19 protein-coding genes are annotated in these 22534 nt (G+C 70.7%); 13 read left to right on the top strand and 6 right to left on the bottom strand.

What is annotated here, in order from left to right; translation table 11 throughout:
* The first annotated feature begins 13 nt into the window (after positions 1-13).
* Positions 14-1027, top strand: a complete 1014-nt coding sequence (locus tag WAF18_RS02885; RefSeq protein ID WP_337243783.1) for a pteridine-dependent deoxygenase — start codon at positions 14-16, stop codon at positions 1025-1027.
* Positions 1028-1112: 85 nt separating this feature from the next.
* A complete protein-coding gene (gene hemB / locus WAF18_RS02880; RefSeq protein WP_337243782.1) occupies positions 1113-2102 on the top strand; it encodes a porphobilinogen synthase in 990 nt (329 codons plus the stop codon).
* A 365-nt stretch (positions 2103-2467) separates the two neighbouring features.
* Here hemB and WAF18_RS02875 read toward each other — a convergent pair whose 3' ends face one another.
* Positions 2468-4933, bottom strand: coding sequence for a S8 family serine peptidase (locus tag WAF18_RS02875; protein WP_337243781.1), 2466 nt, complete (start codon positions 4931-4933; stop codon positions 2468-2470).
* Positions 4934-5202: 269 nt separating this feature from the next.
* Here WAF18_RS02875 and aroE point away from each other — a divergent pair, with 269 nt between their 5' ends.
* The 3 genes from aroE to WAF18_RS02860 are packed head-to-tail and all read left to right on the top strand — an operon-like array spanning position 5203 to position 6661.
* Positions 5203-6048: a shikimate dehydrogenase gene (gene aroE / locus WAF18_RS02870; RefSeq protein ID WP_337243780.1), complete on the top strand. Its 846-nt coding sequence runs from the start codon at positions 5203-5205 to the stop codon at positions 6046-6048.
* A gap of 11 nt (positions 6049-6059) precedes the next feature.
* A complete protein-coding gene (locus WAF18_RS02865; RefSeq protein ID WP_337243779.1) occupies positions 6060-6395 on the top strand; it encodes a hypothetical protein in 336 nt (111 codons plus the stop codon).
* Positions 6396-6406: 11 nt separating this feature from the next.
* A complete protein-coding gene (locus tag WAF18_RS02860; protein ID WP_337243778.1) occupies positions 6407-6661 on the top strand; it encodes a YkgJ family cysteine cluster protein in 255 nt (84 codons plus the stop codon).
* 4 nt (positions 6662-6665) lie between these two features.
* Here the strand turns inward: WAF18_RS02860 and WAF18_RS02855 are convergent, their stop codons facing one another.
* Entirely contained in the window at positions 6666-8297 is a 1632-nt protein-coding gene (locus WAF18_RS02855) for a Na+/H+ antiporter (RefSeq protein WP_337243777.1), read from the bottom strand.
* Between the two features lie 415 nt (positions 8298-8712).
* Between WAF18_RS02855 and WAF18_RS02850 the strand changes: the two genes are divergently transcribed.
* The 4 genes from WAF18_RS02850 (at position 8713) to WAF18_RS02835 (ending at position 12576) form a co-directional block, all read left to right on the top strand.
* Positions 8713-10737 carry a M3 family metallopeptidase gene (locus WAF18_RS02850; protein ID WP_337243776.1) on the top strand — a complete coding sequence of 675 codons (2025 nt, stop codon included), beginning with the start codon at positions 8713-8715 and terminating at the stop codon, positions 10735-10737.
* Between the two features lie 97 nt (positions 10738-10834).
* Positions 10835-11575 carry a hypothetical protein gene (locus tag WAF18_RS02845; RefSeq protein ID WP_337243775.1) on the top strand — a complete coding sequence of 247 codons (741 nt, stop codon included), beginning with the start codon at positions 10835-10837 and terminating at the stop codon, positions 11573-11575.
* Between the two features lie 80 nt (positions 11576-11655).
* Positions 11656-12033, top strand: coding sequence for a hypothetical protein (locus WAF18_RS02840; RefSeq protein WP_337243774.1), 378 nt, complete (start codon positions 11656-11658; stop codon positions 12031-12033).
* Positions 12034-12075: 42 nt separating this feature from the next.
* Complete coding sequence (locus WAF18_RS02835; protein ID WP_337243773.1) at positions 12076-12576, top strand: hypothetical protein; 501 nt, start codon at positions 12076-12078, stop codon at positions 12574-12576.
* 105 nt (positions 12577-12681) lie between these two features.
* Here WAF18_RS02835 and WAF18_RS02830 read toward each other — a convergent pair whose 3' ends face one another.
* Both WAF18_RS02830 and WAF18_RS02825 read right to left on the bottom strand, forming a co-directional pair.
* On the bottom strand, positions 12682-13110 hold the full coding sequence (locus WAF18_RS02830) for a PepSY domain-containing protein (RefSeq protein WP_337243772.1): 429 nt from the start codon (positions 13108-13110) through the stop codon (positions 12682-12684).
* Between the two features lie 120 nt (positions 13111-13230).
* Positions 13231-14571, bottom strand: a complete 1341-nt coding sequence (locus WAF18_RS02825; protein ID WP_337243771.1) for a PLP-dependent aminotransferase family protein — start codon at positions 14569-14571, stop codon at positions 13231-13233.
* 153 nt (positions 14572-14724) lie between these two features.
* Here WAF18_RS02825 and WAF18_RS02820 point away from each other — a divergent pair, with 153 nt between their 5' ends.
* On the top strand, positions 14725-15210 hold the full coding sequence (locus WAF18_RS02820) for a PaaI family thioesterase (RefSeq protein WP_337243770.1): 486 nt from the start codon (positions 14725-14727) through the stop codon (positions 15208-15210).
* 34 nt (positions 15211-15244) lie between these two features.
* Here the strand turns inward: WAF18_RS02820 and WAF18_RS02815 are convergent, their stop codons facing one another.
* Both WAF18_RS02815 and WAF18_RS02810 read right to left on the bottom strand, forming a co-directional pair.
* A complete protein-coding gene (locus WAF18_RS02815; RefSeq protein WP_337243769.1) occupies positions 15245-16675 on the bottom strand; it encodes a UdgX family uracil-DNA binding protein in 1431 nt (476 codons plus the stop codon).
* 624 nt (positions 16676-17299) lie between these two features.
* The gene (locus tag WAF18_RS02810; protein WP_337243768.1) at positions 17300-18586 is read right to left on the bottom strand and encodes a putative DNA modification/repair radical SAM protein; all 1287 of its coding nucleotides are present in this window, start codon (positions 18584-18586) and stop codon (positions 17300-17302) included.
* 252 nt (positions 18587-18838) lie between these two features.
* Here WAF18_RS02810 and WAF18_RS02805 point away from each other — a divergent pair, with 252 nt between their 5' ends.
* Genes WAF18_RS02805 through WAF18_RS02795 form a run of 3 tightly spaced genes read left to right on the top strand, consistent with a single transcriptional unit; the run spans position 18839 to position 22517 of the window.
* Positions 18839-19615 carry a cytochrome c oxidase subunit II gene (locus WAF18_RS02805; protein ID WP_337243767.1) on the top strand — a complete coding sequence of 259 codons (777 nt, stop codon included), beginning with the start codon at positions 18839-18841 and terminating at the stop codon, positions 19613-19615.
* Positions 19612-22155, top strand: a complete 2544-nt coding sequence (gene ctaD, locus WAF18_RS02800) for a cytochrome c oxidase subunit I (RefSeq protein ID WP_337243766.1) — start codon at positions 19612-19614, stop codon at positions 22153-22155. The genes WAF18_RS02805 and ctaD overlap by 4 nt, the downstream gene beginning before the upstream one ends.
* The gene (locus WAF18_RS02795) at positions 22152-22517 is read left to right on the top strand and encodes a hypothetical protein (protein WP_337243765.1); all 366 of its coding nucleotides are present in this window, start codon (positions 22152-22154) and stop codon (positions 22515-22517) included. Before ctaD ends, WAF18_RS02795 begins: the two co-directional genes overlap by 4 nt.
* Positions 22518-22534 lie beyond the last annotated feature (17 nt).

Genomic DNA, 22534 nt, shown 5'->3' with positions numbered 1-22534 from the left:
CCGCGCCGCAGCGATGACGCCGCATCCGCTGCCGCGGCTGCGCGTGGAGTACGTCCACGGGCAGGACCCGACACAACTGCTCGCCCAGCCAGACGTGCTCGCCGCGTTCGGCTTCGGCGACGACGCCCCCAGGATCGATGATCCGCGCTGGCTGCGTGTGCCGTTGCAGCCGCACGGCGCCGCGCCGGTCGAGGTCTGGCACGCGCATGCGCCAGTCCGCAGCGGCCGCGACGGCGAGATCGCTTGGTCGAGCGACGGCGCGTTGCTGTTCGGCGCAATCGAGGTCGACGAGCCTGCCGGCCACACCGGCGAAGGCGATCACAGCGGCATCGCGCTGGCGGCCGAGCATGCCTACCGGCAGCTCACGCGCTTCGTCGAAGCCGGCGACCACCCGCATCTTCTGCGGATCTGGAACTACCTCGATGCGATCACGCTGGGCGACGGCGACACCGAGCGCTATCGCCAGTTCTGCATCGGCCGTGCCCGCGGCCTGGGCGACTTCGACACCTCGCACCTGCCAGCCGCAACCGCGATCGGTCGCTGCGACGCGGCGCGCACGATCCAGATCTACTGGCTCGCCGCACGCGTGCCCGGCACGCCGGTGGAGAACCCGCGCCAAGTCAGCGCCTACCGCTATCCGCGACAGTACGGGCCGCAGGCGCCCAGCTTCGCGCGCGCGATGCTGCCGCCCGAGGGCAGCCCGATGCCGTTGATGCTCTCGGGCACGGCCAGCGTCGTGGGGCATGCCTCGCTGCACGAGGGCGAACTGCTGGCCCAGCTCGATGAGACCTTCACCAATTTCGACGCGCTGATCGCCTCGGCGCGCGCGCGTCAGCCCAGTCTGCCGGACGCCTTCGGTGCAGGATCGCGGCTGAAGGTCTATGTGCGCGATGCCGAGGACCTGCCGATCGTGGCCGACGCCCTCGATGCCCGCTTCGGCGATGACGTGCCGCGGGTCCTGCTGCACGCGGCGATCTGCCGGCGCGAGCTGGCGGTGGAGATCGACGGCGTCCACGACCTCGGCTGAGCGGGCCTCGCCGTCGCGCGTCCACACCGCGCCCTGCGACCCGGCGTCGCAGGGCCGGGCGCCGGTAGCGGCGTAGAATCGCCGCATGATCAGACTCGATTCCCGCATGCGGCGGATGCGCCGCGACGATTTCTCGCGCCGGTTGATGCGCGAATCCACGCTCACCGCCGACGACCTGATCTACCCGGTCTTCGTGCACGAGGCCAACGGGCGCGCCACGGTGCCGTCGATGCCCGGGGTCGAGCGCCTGTCGATCGACGAGCTGCTGCGCGTGGCCGAGGTCGCGAGTGAACTGCGCGTGCCCGCGCTGGCGCTGTTCCCGGTCACCGCGCCGGAGGCCAAGTCGCTCGACGCCGCCGCCGCCTGGGACGATGCAGGCCTGTGCCAGCGCGCGGTGCGTGCGCTCAAGGCGCGCTTCCCGGAGCTGGGCGTGATCACCGACGTCGCGCTCGACCCCTACACCACGCATGGCCAGGACGGCATCGTCGACGAGGCTGGCTACGTGCTCAACGACGTGACCGTCGAGGCGCTGGTGCGCCAGGCGCTGTCGCACGCGCACGCCGGCGCCGACATCGTCGCGCCCAGCGACATGATGGATGGACGCATTGGGGCAATCCGCAGCGCCTTCGAGGCCGATGCCCACGTCCACGTACGCATCCTCGCCTACGCCGCCAAGTACGCGAGCGCGTTCTACGGCCCGTTCCGAGACGCGGTCGGCTCGGCCGGCGCACTGGGCAAGGCCGACAAGGCGACCTACCAGATGGACCCGGGCAACTCCGATGAAGCGATGCGCGAGATCGCACAGGACCTCGACGAGGGCGCGGACATGGTCATGGTCAAGCCCGGCATGCCGTACCTGGACATCGTGCGCCGCGCCAAGACCGAGTTCGCCGTGCCGGTGTTCGCCTACCAGGTCAGCGGCGAGTACGCGATGCTCAAAGCGGCGGCCGCCAACGGCTGGCTCGACGAGCGCAAGTGCGCGCTCGAATCGCTGTTGGGCTTCAAGCGCGCGGGCGCCGACGGCGTGCTGACGTACTTCGCCCTCGACGCCGCCCGCTGGCTGCGCGAGGGCTGATCCGCCGCGCAGCCGATGCCGGCTTCCCCCGCGGACGGGGGAATCGCGTGAGGGCCTGCCCTCGGCCCCATCTCGCGCGTGCGGGCGTTGCACCCTTCACGGGTGGAAGGTTGGGACGGAGAAGCTTTCCGGCGCGAGTTCCGTGCCCCCACCCGACGCGCTGCGCGCGCCGACCTCCCCCGCGCTGCGGGGGAGGTGACTACACGCTGTGCCACTTGGCGCCTTCCACCCGTGAGGGTGCAATGCTCCGTTTACGGAGAAGGCTGGGATGGGGGCGCTTTCCGGCGCGCATTCCATGCCCCCACCCGACGCGCTGCGCGGGTCGACCTCCCCCGCAGTGCGGGGGAGGTGGCAAACGCGCGGCTTCAGTTGACCTGGCGGGCCACCGCAACCGGGAGCGTCAGCGCGGTGCGCTGCGGACCGAGCGCGCCGCCGACCGGCTCGAGCGTGACCTCACCGAAGCGCCAGCTGCCGTCGGCCGGCAGGCTGCGCGCATCGACCGTGATGCGCACGCTGACGCTGGCACCGGCCGGCACCCGCAGTTGCGCCGGCACGGCGGTTGCCGCAACGCCGGCAAAGCGCACCCGCCAGGTCGAGGCCTGGGCATGCGGATTGCGGAACGTGCGCACGAAGCTGCAGGTGGTCTGGCAGTTGCGGTTGGCCAGGCCCGGCTGGTTGAGGTTGGCGACATCGCCACCCTGCGCCGGATTGGCCGCCAGGTAGCGCGCGCCGGTCTCGTGCATCACCAGACCCGCCTCGATCGCGCGGTCGACGCGGATGCGGCCACTACCGCGATCGAACGGCGTGCCGGGCGTGACCTCGTCCTCGGTGTACACCAGGGTCTTGGCGGTCAGCGCCAGCGCCGACTTGATCTCCGGCACCGACCAGTTCGGCCGCGCCTGGCGCAACAGCGCGGCGGCACCAGCATGATGCGGTGAGGCCATCGACGTGCCGTTCATCAGGCCCAGCGCGTTCTCGTAGCCGGTGATGGTCTCGCCGGCCACGGTGGCCAGGATCGACACGCCGGGCGCCACCACGTCGGGCTTGAGCAGGTTGAAGGTCCCGGCCGGTCCGCGCGAGCTGAAGTCGCCCAGCGCGTCGGGCACGTTGGGGGTGGGCAGCGGCGGGTAGCCGATGCCGGCGGTCGCGTTGGGGCGCGTTGCAGCGAAATCGCGCAACGCATTGCCCTCGGCCTGGGTCACCGAGAACACCGGGACGGTCGCACCCGGCACCGACGGGATCAGGCCACCCGGGGCGTTGTTGGCGATCAGCACCGCGACCGCACCGGCCGCGGCCGCGTTCGCGGCCTTGTCGGAGAACGCGCAACTGCCGCGGCGCACGACCGCGATCGCGTTCTGGAAGGTGCCTGCCGCGTAGGCGCTACAGCCGTCCGTACCCCCGTCGATGCCGGCGCTGACCCGCAGAGGCGTGCTGCCGGGAATGCTCACGGTATGCGGCGTACCGCCGGTCCCCTCGGTCAGCAGGATCAGCGACAGCGGCTCGGGCACCGGCGCGGGACCTGTGACCTGCAATGCGGACGCGAACACGCCGCGGCCGTGCTGGGCCGCGCCGGTCGAGGCGACCCAGGGCTCGAGGTGGCCCATGCTGTTGGCGGCCGGACCGCTGTTGCCGGCCGAGGCCGCGACGTAGATGCCGGCCTCACTGGCCGACAGGAACGCGAGCGATACCGCCTCGCTCCACGGCTGACCGCCACCGGCGATCGAGTAATTGATGACGTCGACGATGCCGTCGGCGAGTGCTTGTTCGACCGCGGCCACCGCCGAGACGTTCGGGCACAGGCCCCGGCCGTCCGACAGCCGGGTGTAGCAGATGTCGAACGCAACGATGTTCGCGCGCGGCGCCACCCCGGAGATCGCACGCGAGTTGCCGCTGAAGACCACGTTGCGGCGGTTGCCGGCGGCCGTGGACGCGACATGGCTGCCGTGGCTGTTGGTGTCGCCGAAGCCGGGCTCCTCGCGGATGCCTTCGCGACCGCAGGTCAGCCCCGGCGCCTCGCAGACGAAGTCGTAGCCGCCGATCAGCTTGTCGTTGCAGCGGCCGGCATCGATGCCGCCCGGCGCGCAGGTGCCGAGGTACGTGCCGCTGCCGAGCGGATTGGTATGGACATAGCCATCGACCGGGTCGACCGCCGAGAACGAGGGCGAGCCGAAGTTGATGCCCGAATCGAGGATGCCGACCACCACGCCCTCGCCCTGCAGCGCGCCCAGCCCGCCGACCGTCCCGTTCCACAAGGCCGGTGCGCCGATCAGGCCGGGCCCGGTGTCGGTGTCGAGTGCGTACTCGCGGTAGGGCTCGACGAAGCGCACGTCGCTGCGCGCGGCGACCTTCGCCGCCTCGGCCGGCGCCAGCTCGACCACGATGCCGTTGATCGCATGCTGCATCCGGCGCTCGACCCGCAGCGACCGCCCCAGATCCAGCGCGATGCCGCTCTCGACTTCGCGCTGGCGCCGCTGCAGATAGCCAACGTAGCTGCGCGCCGGTGCGCTGCGCACATCCAGGCGCTGGCCGTCGCGGCGCTTGGCCGGCGCCGCCAACCCGGCGACGCCGCCGGTGTAGCCGGCCAGGGCCGGATCGTCGAAGACCACGATGTAGCGCCCCGGGCCTTGCGCGGCCGCTGCGGGGGATCCGCCGCGTGGCGTGGCGGCAAAGGCGACCGGGGCTGCGCCCAGCAGCGCGCCTACGCCCTGACGGGCCGATTGCAGCGCCTGCCGGGCCGCGGGTTCGGCGCCAGGAATGACGGTACTTGCGGCGGCGACGGCAACGACGCCGAGCAGGACCGAAGCCCCGCCAAGTATGCGGATACGTGACATGCGAAAACTCCCCTTTTCAGATGACGGTGATTCACCGGTGACCTGCCCGACGCGCACGGCATGGCTGCCGTCCCCGCCCGACCCTCTCGATGCCGCCGCGCCCCCCTGGCTCGCTGCGTCCCCCTGCTTGCGCTTCCGTGTATACCGCGTCCTGGCCGTGGCCGCATCCTGCACTGCGGCCGATTCGGCGGCGCGCGCCTGCCAAGGCCGATGGCATGCCCTAGACTCGTCACGCGCCGGACCGGCGCGCCGCCTGCCCGAGTCGCCCGATGCCCAGCCCCCGCTACGCCGTGTTCGGCCATCCCATCGCCCATTCGCTGTCGCCGCAGATCCATGCCGCGTTCGGGCAGCAGACCGGCATCGCGATCGATTACACCGCGATCGATGCCACCCCCTCGGCGTTCGCCGAGGCCTTGATGGCCTTCGCGACATCGGGCGGCGCCGGCGCCAACGTCACGCTGCCGCTGAAAGAGGCGGCGTTCGCATTGGCCGACACCCATTCCGAACGCGCGCAGCGCGTGGGCGCGGTCAATACGCTGGTGCGCCGCGGCGCGAGCTGGCATGGCGACAACACCGACGGTGCTGGCCTGGTCCGCGACCTGACCGATCGCCACGGCCTCGACCTGCGCGGGCGGCGGACGTTGCTGATCGGCGCCGGCGGCTCGGCGCGCGGTGTCGCCGGCGCGCTGCTGGAGGCCGGTGTCGACGGCCTGACGATCGTCAACCGCACGCCCGAGCGTGCCGACGCGCTGGCCGATGCGCTCGGCGAGCCAGGCCGGGTGCATCCGCGTTACCTCGAACGCGTCGGCGAGTCCGGCGAGTTCGACCTGATCGTCAACGCCACCTCTGCCGGGCGCGACGGCCGCTTCCCGGCGCTGCCGCGCGCGCTGGTGGGCATGCGCACCGCCGCGGTAGACCTCAACTACGGCGAGGCCTCGGTGCCGTTCCTGGCCTGGGCACGCGCCCACGGCGTGCGCGATGCGATCGACGGGCTGGGCATGCTGGTCGAGCAGGCGGCCGAGAGCTTCGCGCTCTGGCACGGCGTGCGCCCGGAGACCGATCCGGTGTTCGCGCTGCTGCAGGCGCGCAACGTCGCGCTGGCCAGCGCGGACTAAGGGCCGCGACGATGGATGCCCATGCCCTGTTGATGTCGATGCTCGTGCAGTTGCCGGCGCGCGTGCCGCTGCTGATCGCGCTCGGTGTCGCGCTCACGCTCGTGCTGCAGAAACGCGCGGCCGACCCGCCGGCAGTGCGGCTCGCGGCCTGGGGGTTCGGCGTGATGCTGGCCGCCCAGTTGCTCGCGGCGGTGACCTACCCGCTGTTGCAGGCTTACGTCACCAGCGCCGCGCTGCCGTTCGCGGCGACCGGACTGTTCTACGGCGTCATCGGCGTCGGCCTGGCGATGATCGAAGCAACCGGCCTGATCTTGCTGGCACTGGCGGTCGTGCGCCGGCGCCGCTGATGCTGCGCGCGATGGACTGTCGTCCGGCCTGCGCGGCGTGCTGTATCGCGCCGTCGATCACCTCGCCGATTCCCGGCATGCCCGACGGCAAGCCGGCCGGCGTGGCGTGCGTGCAGCTCGACGAAGCGTTGCGCTGCCGGTTGTTCGGCCGCCCCGAGCGGCCCGCGTTCTGCGGCTCGCTGCGCCCGGCGCAGGACATGTGCGGGGCATCGCGGAGCGCCGCGTTCGCCCTGCTCGAGCAGATGGAACGGGCGACAACGCCCTGAGCCGTCAGCGGTAGCGCGCCTCGAGCAGGTCGAGGTCGCGAACCAGCCGACGGGCGATCTCGTCGGAGATCCGACGATGGCGGGCAAGTCCATAGATACATTCGCGCTCGGCCGCAACGGCCGCGATACGCAGCGCGCGCTCGGCGTCGTCGGCGCGGCGCAGTTCCTCGGCATCAATGCCGCCGCCTGCCTCGCGGCGCAGCCGGTCCTGGTACAGCGCCATGACCCGGACCGCGGCGCTGGCGTAGAGGTCGGGGTCGGATTTGGCGCCCGGCAGCGCATGCTGCGCGCGCTCCACGGCCGCCACCGCGGCGACCGCGCCCTCGTGCCGGGCCAGGTCCATCTCGCGGTCGCCCTCGCCCTCGGCCGGCGCGGTGAGCCCGCGCAGCAGCCGCGGCAACACCAGGCTGCCGAGCAGCAGGGAGATCAGGATCACCGCCGCCGCCAGGAAGATCGCCAGATCGCGCGCCGGGAACGGCGTACCGTCGTACAGCGCCAGCGGCAGCGTCAGCACACCCGCCAGCGTGATCGCGCCGCGCACGCCGGCCAGCGACATCGCCGCGACCAATCGCGTCGCCGGCAGCCGCCGCTTCGCCCCGCTGCGCGACAGCGCGATCCACAGGGTCACCCACACCCAGGCGAAGCGCAGCGCGAACAGGCCGGCGTAGATCGCCAGCACGTAGACCACCAGCCACCACGGCGTGACGTGGCCGGCCTCGCGCACTGTACTCACCGCGCGGTCGACGATCCACGGCAACTGCTCGCCCAGCAGCACGAAGATGATGCCGTTGAGCGAGAACTGCACCGTGTCCCAGACCGCGGCGCGCTGCACCCGAGTCGTGGCCAGGGCGCGGCCGCTGAGCTCGACGTAGCTCATCGTGATGCCGGCCGCAACCGCGGCAAGGATGCCCGAGGCGCCGATCTGCTCGGCCAGCAAGTAGGCGCCGAACGGCGTCAGCAGGCTGATCAGGATCGGCGTGCCCGCCTCCTCGCCGAACACGCGCGAGACCAGCGCATGCCCGCGGTTGATCGCGATGGTCAATGCCGCGCCGACCGCGACGCCGGCCAGGGCCACCCACAGAAAGGTCAGCGAGGCGGAGAGCAGCGAGAAGCCGCCGGTCAGCGCGGCGGCCACCGCGAAGCGGAAGCACACCAGGCCCGAGGCGTCGTTGAGCAGCGACTCGCCCTCCAGAATGTGCATGACGCGCGAGGGAATCGGCGCACGCGCCGCGATCGACGACACCGCGACCGGATCGGTCGGCGACAGGATTGCGGCCAGCGCGAACGCCACCGCCAGCGGCATCGCCGGGATCATCCAGTGGATCAGCAGGCCGGCGCCGAGCACGGTGAACACCACCAGCCCCAGGGCCAGCTGCAGGATCACGCCGCGGTCGCGGAACAGGCCGCTCTTGGGGATCCGCCAGCCGTCGAGGAACAGCAGCGGCGGCAGGAACAGCACGAAGAACAAGTGTGGATCGAGCGTGACACCCCGGCCGAACACGCCGGCGATCGTCGCGCCCAGTGCGATCTGCACCACCGGCAACGGCAGCGGCAGCCAGCGCTGCAGCACGCGGGTCAGATAGCCGCTGACCACGACGGCCAGCAGCATCACCAGGACGACTTCGATCGAATGCATGGGGCGGTCGGCGGCACGCGGTACGGGAGTCGTCCACGATAGCGCTGTCCGTCGAGCCCAGGGAGCGCATATCGTGCGTGTGTCGGTCGGCGCAGCCTTCCCATGCACAGGTTGAGGCTGGGATTGCAGTTGGTCTCCTGAAGCGGCGCCTCGTTCACGCCAGCATCGCAGCTCGACTTCGAGTGGGCAGCGGGCTGCCGGCCAGAGGCCACTCTTCCCTCGGCAAGGCATCCTGCCTTGACTCGGGCGCGCACCATCCATGGCGCGCTTGGCGTGGCCTCCGGCCGCCAGCCCACTGCGGTGAGCGTTGTGAACACGACTTCGTTTAACGCGGCGGCGGAGCGAGTGGTCTGTGACATCGCGCAACGCCGCTAGCCCCTAGAATCGAACGCCCCCAAGCCGCTGTGTCCCGACGATGACCAATCCGCTGCTCGACTTCTCCGGCCTGCCCCGCTTCGACGCCATCACGCCGGCGCACGTGCAGCCGGCGATCGACGCGCTCGTTGCCGAGGCCGAGGCCGCGCTGGCGGTCGCGGGCCGGACCCAACCGGTGAGCTGGGAGCAGGTCGTCGTGCCGCTGGAGGATGCGACCGAGCGCCTGGGGCGCGCCTGGAACCAGGTCTCGCATCTGAACGCCGTGGTCAACACCCCCGAACTGCGCGCCGCCTACAACGCCGCGCTGCCGAAGGTGACCGCCTTCTTCAATGCCCTCGCCCAGGACGAGGCGCTGTACGCCCAGTACCGGCGTCTGTCCGACGAGGCCGATGCGCTCGGCCTCGATCCGCTGCGCCGGCGGGTGATCGCCCATGCGCTGCGCGACTTCCGCCTCGGCGGTGCCGCACTCGACGCCGAGGGCAAGGCGCGGCTGTCGTCAGTCCGCCAGGAACTCGCTGCGCTGTCGGCGCAGTTCTCCGAGCACGTGCTCGATGCGACCGATGCGTTCTCGCTGCATGTCGACGATGCCGCGCGGCTGGCCGGGTTGCCCGACGATGTCGTCGCCGCAGCGCGCGCGACCGCCGAGAAGGCCGGCCAGTCCGGTTGGACGCTCACGCTGCAGATGCCCTGCTACCTGCCGGTGCAGACCTACGCCGAGGATCGCGACCTGCGCGAGACGCTGTACCGCGCCTACGGCCTGCGCGCGTCCGAGGCCGGGCCCGCCGAGCGCGACAACGGCCCGTTGATCGCCCGGATCCTGACGCTGCGCGCCGAGCAGGCTGCGTTGCTGGGCTTCGCGGACTACGCCAGCCTGTCGCTGGCGACCAAGATGGCGACCTCGCCGGATGACGTGCTCGGCTTCCTGCGCGACCTCGCGGCACGTGCCCGCCCGCATGCCCAGCGCGACCGCGATGCGCTCGAGACGTTCGCGCGCGACACCCTGGGCCTGGATGCGCTGCAGCCCTGGGACGTCGCGTTCGCCGCCGAGCGCCTGCGCCAGGCGCGTTACGACTATTCGGCGCAGACGGTCAAGCAGTACTTCACGCAGGATCGCGTACTCGCCGGCCTGTTCGACCTGATCCACGCGCTCTACGGCCTGCGGGTCGAGCCCGACAACGCGCCGGTCTGGCACCCGGACGTGCGCTTCTACCGCCTGGTCGACGGCGACGGCACGCTGGTCGGGCAGTTCTATCTCGACCTGTACGCCCGCGAGGGCAAGCGCGGCGGCGCGTGGATGGACGACTGCCGCAATCGCCGCGCGATCGGCGAGCGCACACAGACGCCGCTGGTCTACCTGGTGTGCAATTTCGGCCGTGGCGCCGACGGGCGCCCGGCGACGTTCACCCATGGCGAGGTGACCACGCTGTTCCACGAGATGGGCCACGGCCTGCACCAGCTGCTGACCGCAGTCGGCGAACTGCCGATCGCCGGCATCAACGGGGTGGAGTGGGACGCGGTGGAACTGCCGAGCCAGTTCATGGAGAACTTCTGCTGGGAATGGCCGCGCGTCGAAGCGATGACCGCGCACGTGGACACGGGCGCGCCGCTGCCGCGCGCGCTGTTCGACCGCATGCTGGCTGCGCGCAATTTCCACAGCGGCCTGCAGACGCTGCGCCAGATCGAGTTCGCCCTGTTCGACATGCAGTTGCATGCCGGCTTCGACCCTGCCCAGGACGATGCGTTGGCTCTGCTCGAGCGCGTGCGCGACGAGGTCGCAGTGCTGCGCACGCCGGCCTGGCACCGGTTCCCGCACCAGTTCGCGCACATCTTCGCCGGCGGCTACGCAGCCGGCTACTACAGTTACAAATGGGCCGAGGTGCTCAGCGCCGACGCCTACGCCGCGTTCGAGGAGGCGCCGGACCGCCTGGCGCAGACCGGCGCTCGGTTCCGCGACGAGATCCTGACGCGCGGCGGCAGCCGCGACGCGGCCGAGAACTTTCGCGCATTTCGCGGCCGCGATCCCGACATCGCCGCGCTGCTGCGGCATAGCGGCATGGCCGCCTGAGTCGCGGACCGGACGGCCACGCCGCCCCACCCGACGTACTGCGCCGCCGTCACGCGACCATGCGACCATGCGCGCGGTCGACTCCTGGATCGCGTCCATGCGCCTGCTCGTGCTGTTGTGTTCGCTCGCCATGCCCATCGTCGGCTGGCTGTCGCAGACCGGTGCCTTCGGGCCCGACCAGGCCGCGGTGTCGGGCCGCTACCCGACACTGCTGGTCGCAGCGGGCTACGCGTTCTCGGTCTGGGGCCTGATCTTCGTACTCGACATCGCCTACGCGACCTGGCAGGCAACCGGCGCGCGCCGTCACGATGCGTTGCTCACGCGCATCGCCCCGGTCGCCGCCCTGGGGTTTGCGCTGACCACGATCTGGATGCCGTTGTTCTCGGCCGGCCACTTCATCGCCTGCGTGGCGGTGATCGTCGGCGCACTGGCCTGCCTGGCCTGGTGCGCGGTGCGGCTGTCGGACGGCAGCGCCGCGCACGGCCGGCGCATCGCCTGGCTGGCGCTGTCGCTGCATGCGGGTTGGTTGTCGCTGGCCGCGTTCCTCAACGTCGCCCAGACGATCGTCGCCTACCAGTGGCTGTCGCCCTCGCGCATGCTCGGCTGGAGCCTGGCGCTGTGGGCGATCGCGGCAGCACTGTTGCTGGCGCTCAATGCGCGCATGCGCGGTAACGCAGCCTACGCGGCGGTCGCACTGTGGGGGCTGTTCGCGGTGTGGATCAAGCAGACCGACTGGCCACTGGCCGGGGCGACGACCTCGGCCTGGGTGGCGCTGGGCATCGCGACGCTGCTGGTCGTGCAGACGGTCGTGCTGCAGTTGCGCCAGCGCGCCGCGTAGATCGTTGCGATGCGACCGCGTTCATGTTCCGCATGGCATCGACGCGGCATCGTAGATGCCCTCGTCCACAGGAGCACGCCATGTCCCACCGCCGCCTGCTGCCTGCCGCGCTGATCGCGCTCGCGCTGCCCGCCGCTGCCTCCGCGCAGGTCAGTACCAGCGCACTGGAGCCAGTCGCCGACCCACCGGCGGTGTCGTCGCAGACCGGCCGCCAGACCGGGGTGGTGACCTACGAAGGCGCCGATGGCCAGCAGGTGATCATCCGCTCCTACGAGCCGCGTCCGGCGACGACAAGCCCCTATCGGATCGATTTCGCCGCGCTCGACGTCAACGGCGACGGCTACATCAGCCGGGCCGAGGCGCGGGCAAACCCCACGCTGTCGGCCGAGTTCGATGCAGTGGACAGCAATCGCGATGGCCGCCTCAGTCGCGAGGAACTCGCCGGCTGGCTGCGCTAGCCTAGGCGGCCCGGCCGCCGTGGCCGAGACAGGAGGCCAGGCGTGACCCATCCCGATCCGACCCACCGGGCCGAGCCCGCATCGCGCACGCCCATGGTGATCGGCGCGGTGTTCGTGCTGCTCGGCGGCATCTTCATCGGCGCATTGGGCACGACGGTCATGCTGCGCACGAGCATCGGTTCGGCCGGCGATCTCAAGGCACGCGAGGCGATCCGCCTGCAGGGCCTGCTCGTGGCCGACGACGGGCGGATGGATCCGGCGCAGACCGCCGAGCGGGCGACCGCGGCCTTCGCACACAGTTTCGTGGTCAGCGCCGCGGCGCTTGATGCGGTCGCCTCGCTCGACGATCGTCAACGCATGCTCGACATCGCGCGCTGGCTGGTCGACACCGGAGCGCTGGCCGACCGACGCGATGCCGTCTCGCGCTGGGCCCAGGCCGCGGCGCAGTGCCTGGTCGCAACCCCCGACCAACCGCGCACTGCCGCCAATTGCGTTCGCGACGCAATGCCCGACGACGTGCCGCGTCCCGATCGCGGCAACTGATCCACAAGCCCGCGGTGTCGTTGCGGCCATTCGCACGCGACGCCCCGATACGACAACGCCCGGCTTGCGCCGGGCGTTGGTCGCACGTGCAAGGTTGCGCGGCGATCAGTCGCGCGACTGGCTGATGACGCGTCCGTCCTGCGGGTCGAGCTTGAGGTCGACGCGCTGGCCTTCGCGAGTATCGGCCTCGGCCTCCCACAGGCCGTCATCGAACTTCACGTCCTCGATCTTGGTGAAGCCGGCGGCGGTGAGCTTGGCGCGGATATTGGCCTCACCCAGCGTCGTTGCGCCGGCATTGTCCGGATACACGCGACCGGTCGCCGGATCCAGACGGACATCGATCTTGCGCCCATTGGCATCCTTGGCGTCGGCCTTCCACAAGCCATCCTTGAACTCGAGATCGGTCACGTCGGTATAGCCGCCGTCGGTCAGCGCGGTGCGGACCTGGGCGCTGGTCATCGCGTCCTGCGCAACGGCGGCACCGGCGGTCAGGGACAGCGCGAGCGCCAGGCCACGGATCAGGGTCGTCTTCATCGAAAAGGCTCCTGGGAAAGGGTCGGCCGAGTGTTCGGCGGCCTGCGCGAAGCAGCGGTGAATGGCGGCCGTCGACACCGCGCTCGGTTCATCGATGTGATGTCGAACGCGGCCAGCACCTCAGACCGGCAGCCGCTCGAGCGTATCGCGCACGCGCTGCAGCACCGCTTCAAGGGCCTCCAGCGGCACCGAGCCCAAGCCCAACCGCAGCGCATGCGGCCGCTGCCGGCCGGTCGCGTAGGCCTCGCCCTTGGACACCGCGATGCCGCGCTCGGCCAGCGCTTGCGCGGCACGGTCCATGCGCAGGCCCTCAGGCAAGCGCAGCCACAGAAACGGCGAGGCGGGGTGCGCGCGCAGGTCGAGGCCGGCGAACACGTCGGCCGCGATCGCCTGGCGCTGGCGCGCGTCATGGCGCAACGCGGCCTCCTGCTGCGTGATCGTGCCGTCGGCGATCCAGCGCGTCGCCATCGCCGTCACCAGGCTCGGCAGGCTCCAGTGGCTGGCCCGGATCACCGCCTTGACCCGCACCACGCAGTCCGCAGGCACGACGACATAACCGAAGCGCAGACCACTGGCCAGGCTCTTGGACAGGCTGGCGATGTGGAACGTGCGTTCGGGCGCCAACGTCGCCAGCGCGACCGGTGGCGGGTCCGCCAGCCACGCATAAGCTGCGTCTTCGATCAGCACGCAGTCGTGGCGTCGCGCGATCGCCACCAGCCGCTGCCGCTGCGCGACGTCGAGCACCCAGCCCAACGGATTGTGCAGCGTCGGCATCGTGTAGATCGCCCGGATCGGGCGGCTGCGGCACAGCCGCTCCAGGGCGTCGAGATCGGGCCCGTCCGCGCAAGCAGGCACCGGCGCGAGATCCAGCGCCTGCAGCTCGGCGAGCATGCGAAAGCCCGGGTAGCTCAAGGCGTCGACCGCGACCGCATCGTGCGGCCGCAGCATCGCCCGCACCACCACGTCCAGACCATGCTGCGCGCCGTTGACCAGCAGAACACGCTCCGCATCGGCCTCGATGTCCCGCGAGGCAGCCAATAGATCGGCCACGATCCGGCGCTCGTGGCGCCGCCCGCCGGGCGGTTGCTGGTGCATCAGCGCCGCCAGGTCGCCTGAGGTCGCCAACTCGCGCAGCATGCCGCGCAGCAGCGCCGCCTGGCCGGGCCAGGTCGGATGGTTGAACGACAGATCGACTGCGCTCGCGCTGCGGCGCGCCTCGTCGCCGCTGTCCCACTCGCGCTGCGGCGGGCGCTCACGCACGAACGTGCCGCGTCCGGTCTCGCCGACGATCAGGCCCATCGCCTGTAACTGCGCATAGGCCTTGCTGGCCGAGGCGACCGCGATCCCATGTCGGGCAGCCAGCGCGCGATGGGTCGGCAGGGCGGTGCCCGGCGCCAACTGGCCGCTTTGGATCTGCGCGGCGAGGCGTTCGACGATGACCGCGACCGGGGAAGTGGCCATGCACGTGTCCCTAGGACAATTTCTTGATTGCTCCAATCTACGCGATCACGCTCCGGCGCAATGCGGACGCTGCCCAGCGCAACGGCGTCACCTGTGGGCTGGTGGCGCCGTGCCGACACGTCATCCATGCCTCAAGTCCCAAGAGGAGCGCTTATGTCCAATGCCTCACCGCGCCTGCCGATCCTCGACCACTTGCAGCGCATGCTCGACGGCCGTCCTGTCGACCCCACCGCCATCCCGCTGCGCTATCCCACGGCGATCTCGCAGCTACTGGGCTTCCGGCTCGTCGCGGTCAGCGAGGCGATGGCCGCCATCGAGCTGGAGGCCGATCCCGAACATCACGGCAACCAGCAGGGCACAGTGCACGGCGGCCTGTTGTGCGAACTGGCCGATGCGACCATCGGCACGGCGCATTCGACGTTGATGCAGCCGGGCGAAAGCTTCACCAGCATCGATCTCGATGCGACCTTCGTGCGGCCCGTCTGGCGTGCGCGTCTGCGCGCGCATGCCTGGGCCGAACATCGCGGCCGCACGCTCACGCACTACCGCTGTGACATCCAGCGCGAGGACGGCAAGGTCGTCGCGCGCATGGCCAGCAAGGTCATGACGCTGCGCGGCGAGCACGCCCAGGGCCGTTGAGGCGACCCACCCCGCATGGGCCTCACTTCTGTCGTCAGGCAGCCGTCAGCAGGCGCAGGTCGTCGACGAATCCGGCATAGGCCTGGGCCTGCGCGGCGGGATCGCCCTGACGCAGCACCCACGACGGATGCACGGTGGCGAAGGCGCGCACGCCGTCGTCGCGCGTGCGCCACAGCCCGCGCTCCTCGGTCAGTCGCACGCCCGGCCCAAACACCGCGCGCGCGGCGGTCGCACCCAGGCAGACGATGCGTTCGGGTTTCAGCTGCGCGATCTCGGCGCGCAACCAGCCATTGCAGGCCTCGACGTGGGCGACATCGGGGCGGCGATGCAGCCGCCGCTTGCCGCGTGGCTCGAAGCGGAAATGCTTGACCGCGTTGGTCAGATAGAGCGAACCGCGGTCGATGCCGAGTTCGTCGAGCGCGCGCGAAAACAGCCGGCCCGCGGGGCCGACGAACGGCCGGCCCGACAGGTCCTCCTCGTCGCCTGGCTGCTCGCCGACGATCATCGTGCGGGCATCGCCCGGCCCTTCGCCGAACACCGTCTGCGTCGCCGGTTGCCACAGCGGACACCGCCGGCAATCGCGTGCGGCCTCGCGCAGTGCGTCGAAGCTGTCGGGTGCCAGGGCCGGCGCCGCGGGCGCGACCGGGATGCGTCGACGCGGCGCCTGATGTGCGCGCTCGGCCATCTCGCGCACGCGCACGCCCGCCTCGCGCACCAGCGCCGGCAGCAGCGCCGTCTCGGGCAGGTGCTTCCAGTACTTCTGCGGCATCTCGGCGCGCATCATCGTGGTGTTGAGCCGGGCCGGGTTGAAGATATTGGCGTAGTAGGTGCGCCACAAATCCTCGCGCGCGTCCTCGGCCGGCGCATCGGCGCGCGTGCCGCCCGCTGCGAAGGCCAACGTCTGGCCGTCCCACAACGCGCTGCGGTACGGGGTCACGATCGCCCAGCGCATGCCGGCGAAGCGGCGCGCGAAGAACGGCGCGACCCGATCGACGATCCAGTGATCGGGCTCGAACCAGGCGACGTACTCCTCGTCGGCGCCGGGCACGGCGCGGAAGCGCACGAAGGCCTTCATCTTGTGGGTATCGCGGCGCACCGCCTGGGCCATTGTGCGTGCGCGATGCACGTCAGGGTCGGCCGCGCGCAGCAGCAGTGCGCGCTCGCCCTCGGCGATGCGCCAGAGCATGCGGTACAGCAGGCCATGGCGGTCGTCGGCGCGATGGCAGAGCACAGCATCGGCGAGGGCCAGAAACTCGGAGGGCACGCGCGGCGCACTGCGTTGCGCAGGCAACGCGGCGAGGTCCAGGCCGCCCAGCAGCGAGCCCTGCGCGCCGCCGCTCCAGTCGAGCTGCTCGGGCGGCAGGCCCGCGCACAGCGCAGCACGCGCCGCGCTGCGCCAGGCGCCGGCATCCCAGGGCGGATCGACCCTCGCGGCCACACGCGCGTGGGCGGGCGTCGACGTCATCGACGTTGCAATCCCGGGTTTGCACGGTGTTGCGCTGGTCTTCTTGCGCTATCGGCGGACACGGACTGCGCTTGTCTCCCTCCTCCGCTGGCGGGGGAAGGCTGGGATGGGGACGAGTCCACAGCGTAATGCGATCGGATCGTTGGCCCCCACTCAACCCTCCCCCGTACACGGGGGAGGGCTGCATCGGCGCGTTCGCCGCAGCGTGATGCTTGCCTGTTTGCATCATCGACGGCCGCGCACTGCGCTTGTCCCCTTCCCCCGTTTACGGGGGAAGGCTGGGATGGGGGCGAGCCCACAGGGCACTGCGATCGGAACGTTGGCCCCCACCCAATCCTCCCCCGTACACGGGGGAGGGCTGCATCGGCGCGTTCGCCGCAGCGTGATGCTTGCCTGTTTGCATCATCGACGGCCGCGCACTGCGCTTTTACCCTTCCCCCGCTAGCGGGGGAAGGCTGGGATGGGGGCAAGCCGAGAGGGCACTGCGATCGGAACGTTAGCCCCCACCCAACCCTCCCCCGTATACGGGGGAGGGCACAAGGACGTGTTCTTCGCGCAGGTTTTAGGGAGCTCATCCGAACTCGAGGGTCTGGGAGACGCAGAAGTGCCATGCGTCGCAGGCCGTCAGAACAGGCTCGCCTGGCGCGGTTGCGGGGCGAGTTCGCTGCGCAGGCGGGCGGGATCGTCGAGGCGCTGGCGGGGATGGTGCCCAGGCACGACGACGAACGGCATGACTTTCTTCAGCGGCACGCGGAGCCGCGCGAGATCGTCGAGGCGCAAGGCGCCGTGCGGGCGTGCGGCGATGATGCGCTCGACGTTGCGCGCACCCAGCCCCGGCACGCGCAGCAGCATCTCGCGCGGTGCGCGATTGACGTCAACCGGGAAGCGCGTGGGATTGCGCAAGGCCCAGGCGAGCTTGGGATCGACGTCGAGGTCGAGCATGCCCGCTTCGGTGCCGTCTGCGACCGGCGCGCCCTCGGCGGCGGGTTCGGGCGCGATCTCGTCGACATCGAAACCGTAGAAGCGCAGCAGCCAGTCAGCCTGGTAGAGCCGATGCTCGCGCAGCAACGGCGGCGCCTGCAGCGGCAGGGTCTTGGAGGCGTCGGGAATCGGGCTGAAGGCCGAGTAGTAGACGCGGCGCATGCGGTAGGTACCGTACATGCGGCTGCTCGATTCGAGAATGCGGCGATCGTTGGCGCCGTCGGCACCGACGATCATCTGCGTGCTCTGGCCAGCCGGCGCGAATCGCGGCGCCTTGGCCCGGCGCACGCCCACCGCCTGGCGCTTGGCGCGGCGCGCGTCCTTGTCCTCGTCGATGCGCCACTTGAGCTCGCCCATCGCACCATGGATGCCGGCATGGGTCTTTTCCGGGGCCAGCGCCGACATGCCGGCCTCGGTCGGCAACTCGATGTTGATGCTGAGCCGGTCGGCATAACGGCCGGCCGCAGCGAGCAGTTCGGGCGCGGCGTCGGGAATGGTCTTGAGATGGATGTAACCGCCGAAGCGATGGTCCTGCCGCAGGCTGCGTGCGACTTCGACCAGCTGCTCCATCGTGTAGTCGCCGTTGCGGATGATGCCGCTCGACAGGAACAGCCCCTCGATGTAGTTGCGCTTGTAGAAATCCAGCGTCAGGTCCACGACCTCCTGGGTCGTGAAGCGCGCGCGGCGCACGTTGCTCGACACGCGGTTGACGCAATACGCGCAATCGAACACGCAGAAGTTCGTCAGCAGGATCTTGAGCAGCGACACGCAGCGGCCGTCGGGCGTGTACGAGTGGCAGATGCCCATGCCCTCGGTGCTGCCGATGCCGCCGGTCTTCGACGAGTCGCGCCGGTTCGCACCGCTCGACGCGCAGGAGGCGTCGTACTTGGCGGCGTCGGCGAGTACGGCGAGCTTGTCGGTCAGGTTCACCTGCGCACCGTGACAGGTCCAGGTCTCAATCCGTGAGACGGCATCGTCACCGCGCTGAACACGCGCGGCGAAGGCCTGTCGGGCGCCGAGTCTCCAACCTTGCCGCGCTGCCGGGACCTGACGCGCGCGCATTCACATCGCGTGGCCGTGCTGGCCGTTAGCGTGCAGCGCGGGTCTGTCGATCGACACGATCCGCGGCGTGTGTATTCCAGGGGCGGCATCATCGAGCATCGGAACCGACAACCACGGCGCATGTGCGCCCGCATCGCCGCGCTGGCCGGTCTCGCGCTGACTGGCTTCGGGCTGGCCGCCTGCGCCGGCCCACAATCGGCACTCGACCCCGCCGGCCCGGCCGCGGCGCAGATCGCATTTGGCTGGTGGCTGATGGCCGGCGCATTCACCCTGGTCTGGGCGCTCGTGCTCGTGCTGCTGTGGCGGGCGCTGCGTCGCCGCGAGGCCGGCCAGGCGCTGCGGCAGCCCGAACGTCTGGTGGTCTGGGGTGGCCTGGTGCTGCCGACGATCGTGCTGACCGCGCTGCTGGTCTACGGCAGTCTGACTAGCGCGCGGGTGACCGGGATGGGCGTCGAGCCGGACATGGTCGTCGAGGTGACCGCCCGGCAATGGCAATGGCATTTCCGCTATCGCGATCGCGATGACACGGTGCTGGGCGAGAGTGTCGACGCGCTGGCGATGCCACTGGGCCGAATGGTCGAGTTCCGCATCACCAGCGAGGATGTGATCCACAGCTTCTGGATTCCAAGACTCGGCGGCAAGATCGATGCGATCCCCGGCCGCGTCAACGTCCTGCGCCTGCGCGCCGACGCGGCCGTGCCGATGCGCGGCCAGTGTGCGGAGTTCTGCGGCCTGGAGCATGCGCGCATGCTGTTTCCGGTGCGGGTGATGGCGGCCGAGGCGATGCCCGCGTGGCTGGCCGCGCAGCCGCCAGCGCGGGCCGACGAGCCGCCGTCGGCGCAGGCCCCGGCCGGACGAGCGCCGCCGCGCCACCGCGCTTCGGAGAACGTGCTGTGAGCGGCGGACTGGGGCCCGATCCGGTGCTGCCCTCGCCGGGCGACCGCCTGCGCCACGCCGAGCGGCTGGCGCTGCTCGAGCGCGTGTGGTCGAACGGACGCGGCCTGGTCGGCCAGCTGACCGCGGTCAACCACTCGACGATCGCGATGCGCTTCATCGTCACCGGCTTTGCGTTCCTGCTGATCGGCGGGATGCTGTCGATGTTCATCCGGCTGCAACTGGCCTGGCCCGGCCTGCAGGTGCTCGACCCCGAGCGCTACGCGCAGTTCGTGACCATGCACGGCACGACGATGATGTTCCTGTTCGCGGTGCCGATCATGGAAGGCTTCGCGATGTACCTGATCCCGAAGATGCTCGGGTCGCGCGACCTGCCGTTCCCGCGCCTCTCGGCATTCGGTTGGTGGTGCTATCTGTTCGGCGGGTTGTTCCTGTATTCGAGCTTCCTGTTCGGCAGCGTGCCCGATGGCGGCTGGTTCATGTACACGCCGCTGACCGATGCGACCTACTCGCCGGGCAAGGGCGCGGACTTCTGGCTGATCGGGGTGACGTTCGCCGAGATCGCCGCAGTGACCGCGGCCGTCGAGCTGATCGTGGCGATCCTGATCACGCGCGCGCCGGGCATGGACCTCACCCGCATGCCGGTGTTCGCCTGGGCGGTGCTGGTGACCGCCTTCATGATCGCGTTCGGCTTTCCGCCACTGATCCTGGCCAGCCTGCTGTTGGAGATCCAGCGCGCGTTCGACTTCGCGTTTTTCGAGGTCGCGCGTGGCGGCGATCCGCTGCTGTGGCAGCACCTGTTCTGGCTGTTCGGCCATCCGGAGGTCTACATCATCTTCCTGCCGGCCGCCGGCGTGGTGTCGATGGTGGTGCCGACGTTCGCCCGCCGCCCGATCGTGGGCTACACCTGGATCGTGCTGGCACTGGTGGCGACGGGCTTTCTGAGCTTCGGCCTGTGGGTGCACCACATGTTCGCGGTCGGCATCCCGTTGCTGGCGCTGGCGTTCTTCAGTGCGGCGAGCATGATGGTGGCCATCCCGACCGGCATCCAGGTGTTCGCGTGGATCGCCACGCTGTGGTCGGGCAAGCCGTGGCTGCGCGTGCCGATGCTGCACATCGTCGGCTTCTTCGTGGTGTTCGTCTGCGGCGGGCTGACCGGAGTGATGTTGGCCTTCGTGCCGTTCGACTGGCAGGCGCACGACACCCATTTCGTCGTCGCGCATCTGCACTACGTGCTGATCGGCGGGCTGATGTTTCCGATGTTCGCCGGGCTCTACTACTGGCTGCCGCTGGCGAGCGGGCGCATGCCGTCCGAATCGCTGAGCCGCAGCGGCTTCTGGCTGGTGTTCATCGGCATGAATCTGACGTTCCTGCCGATGCATCTGACCGGCCTGGTCGGGCTGCCGCGGCGCGTCGACAGCTACGCGATGGAGCTGGGTGTGCACTGGCTCAACTTGGTCTCCACCGCGGCCGGGTTCGTCCTCGCGGTCGGCGTCATCGCGATCCTGATCGATGTGGCGCTGTGCTTCGTGCTCGGTCGCCGCGCCGACGCCAATCCCTGGCAGGCCGGCACGCTGGAATGGGCGCTGCCGCGACCGGTGCCGGCGTACAACGTCGCCTCGGTGCCCGAAGTCGGCGATCGCTACCCGTTGTGGCACCGTCCGGCGATCGCCGACGAGGTCGCCCGCACCGACGGTCTGCTCGGCGAGGCACACGACGGGCGCCGCGAGATTCTCGGCACGAGCATTCAATCGGCACGCCCCGAACAGGTGATCCGGGTCTCGACGTCAACCTGGTGGCCGCTGCTGGCGGCGCTGTCGATCGGCGTGTTGCTGACCGGCTTCATCACCTCGCAGTATTGGCTGTCGGTGCTGATGCTGGGACCGCTGATCGGCCTGTTCCTGGTCTGGGCCTGGACCACGGGCGACCGCCACGCGCCGGCGTCGATCGAGGTCGCACCCGGCTTGACCCTGCCGACGCAGGCGGCGGCACGCAACGCGCCGGGCTGGTGGGCGCTGGTGGCGACGTTGCTGATCGATGGCTCGCTGTTCGCTTCGCTGGTGTTCGCGTACTTCTACCTGTGGCTCAACGCACCGGCCTGGCCAGCCGGCGGCGCACAGCTGGCGGCCTGGGCGCCGACGCTCGCCGCACTCGCCGCGCTGACGGTGCCCCTGCTGTCGGCATGGGCCGCGCCGCGCGCGCTGCGCGCCGGGCGGCGCGGGACCGCGATCGCCTGGCAGGGGGTCGCCCTCGTTGCCGGCGCTGCCTTCCTCGCGCTGCACCTGCCGACGATCTGGCAGTCGACCGGTGCGCCCCAGGTCCATGCCTACGCGTCGGTGGTCTGGACGCTGACCGGCTTCCACGCGGTGCACGTCGTTGTGGCGATGCTGATCGGCGGCTTCGTCGCACTGCGCATCCACCGCGGCCATGTGGACGCGGTGCGCAACCTGGAGTCGCGCGTGGCCGCCGGCTTCTGGCGCTACGCGGTGGGCCAGGGCGTGGTCGCCTGGGGCATGCTGCACCTGTTCCCGAGGTGGCTATGAGCCGGGCCGAGGGCCGCCTGGGTCTGACCCGCATGGCCATGCCGCTCGCGGTCTGGGCGCTGCATTTCGTCGTCGTCTACAGCTTGCAGGGGCTGGCCTGCGCGCGCGGGCTGGGCCGCACGCCGGTCGCAGGGCTCGAGGCCATGACCTGGGCGCTGTGGGGCGTGACACTGCTCGCGCTACTGGGCATCGCGTGGTCGGGCTGTGTGGCCTGGCGCGCACGTCAGGCCGCCGCGCCGACCCGCCCGCCGGGCGACCGCCGGCATTTCCTGCCCTTGCTGACCGCGCTGGTCGCGCTGGTCGCGGCCATCGGGGTCGTGTTCACCGCGCTGCCGGTCGCGCTGCTACCCACTTGCGCCTGACGCGCCCAACGAGACCC

The sequence above is a fragment of the Luteimonas sp. gir genome (assembly GCF_037198055.1).
Classification (GTDB): domain Bacteria; phylum Pseudomonadota; class Gammaproteobacteria; order Xanthomonadales; family Xanthomonadaceae; genus Luteimonas; species Luteimonas citri_A.
Note: the sequence above shows the minus strand (reverse complement) of the source record. Positions and strands in the feature narration are given on the sequence as shown.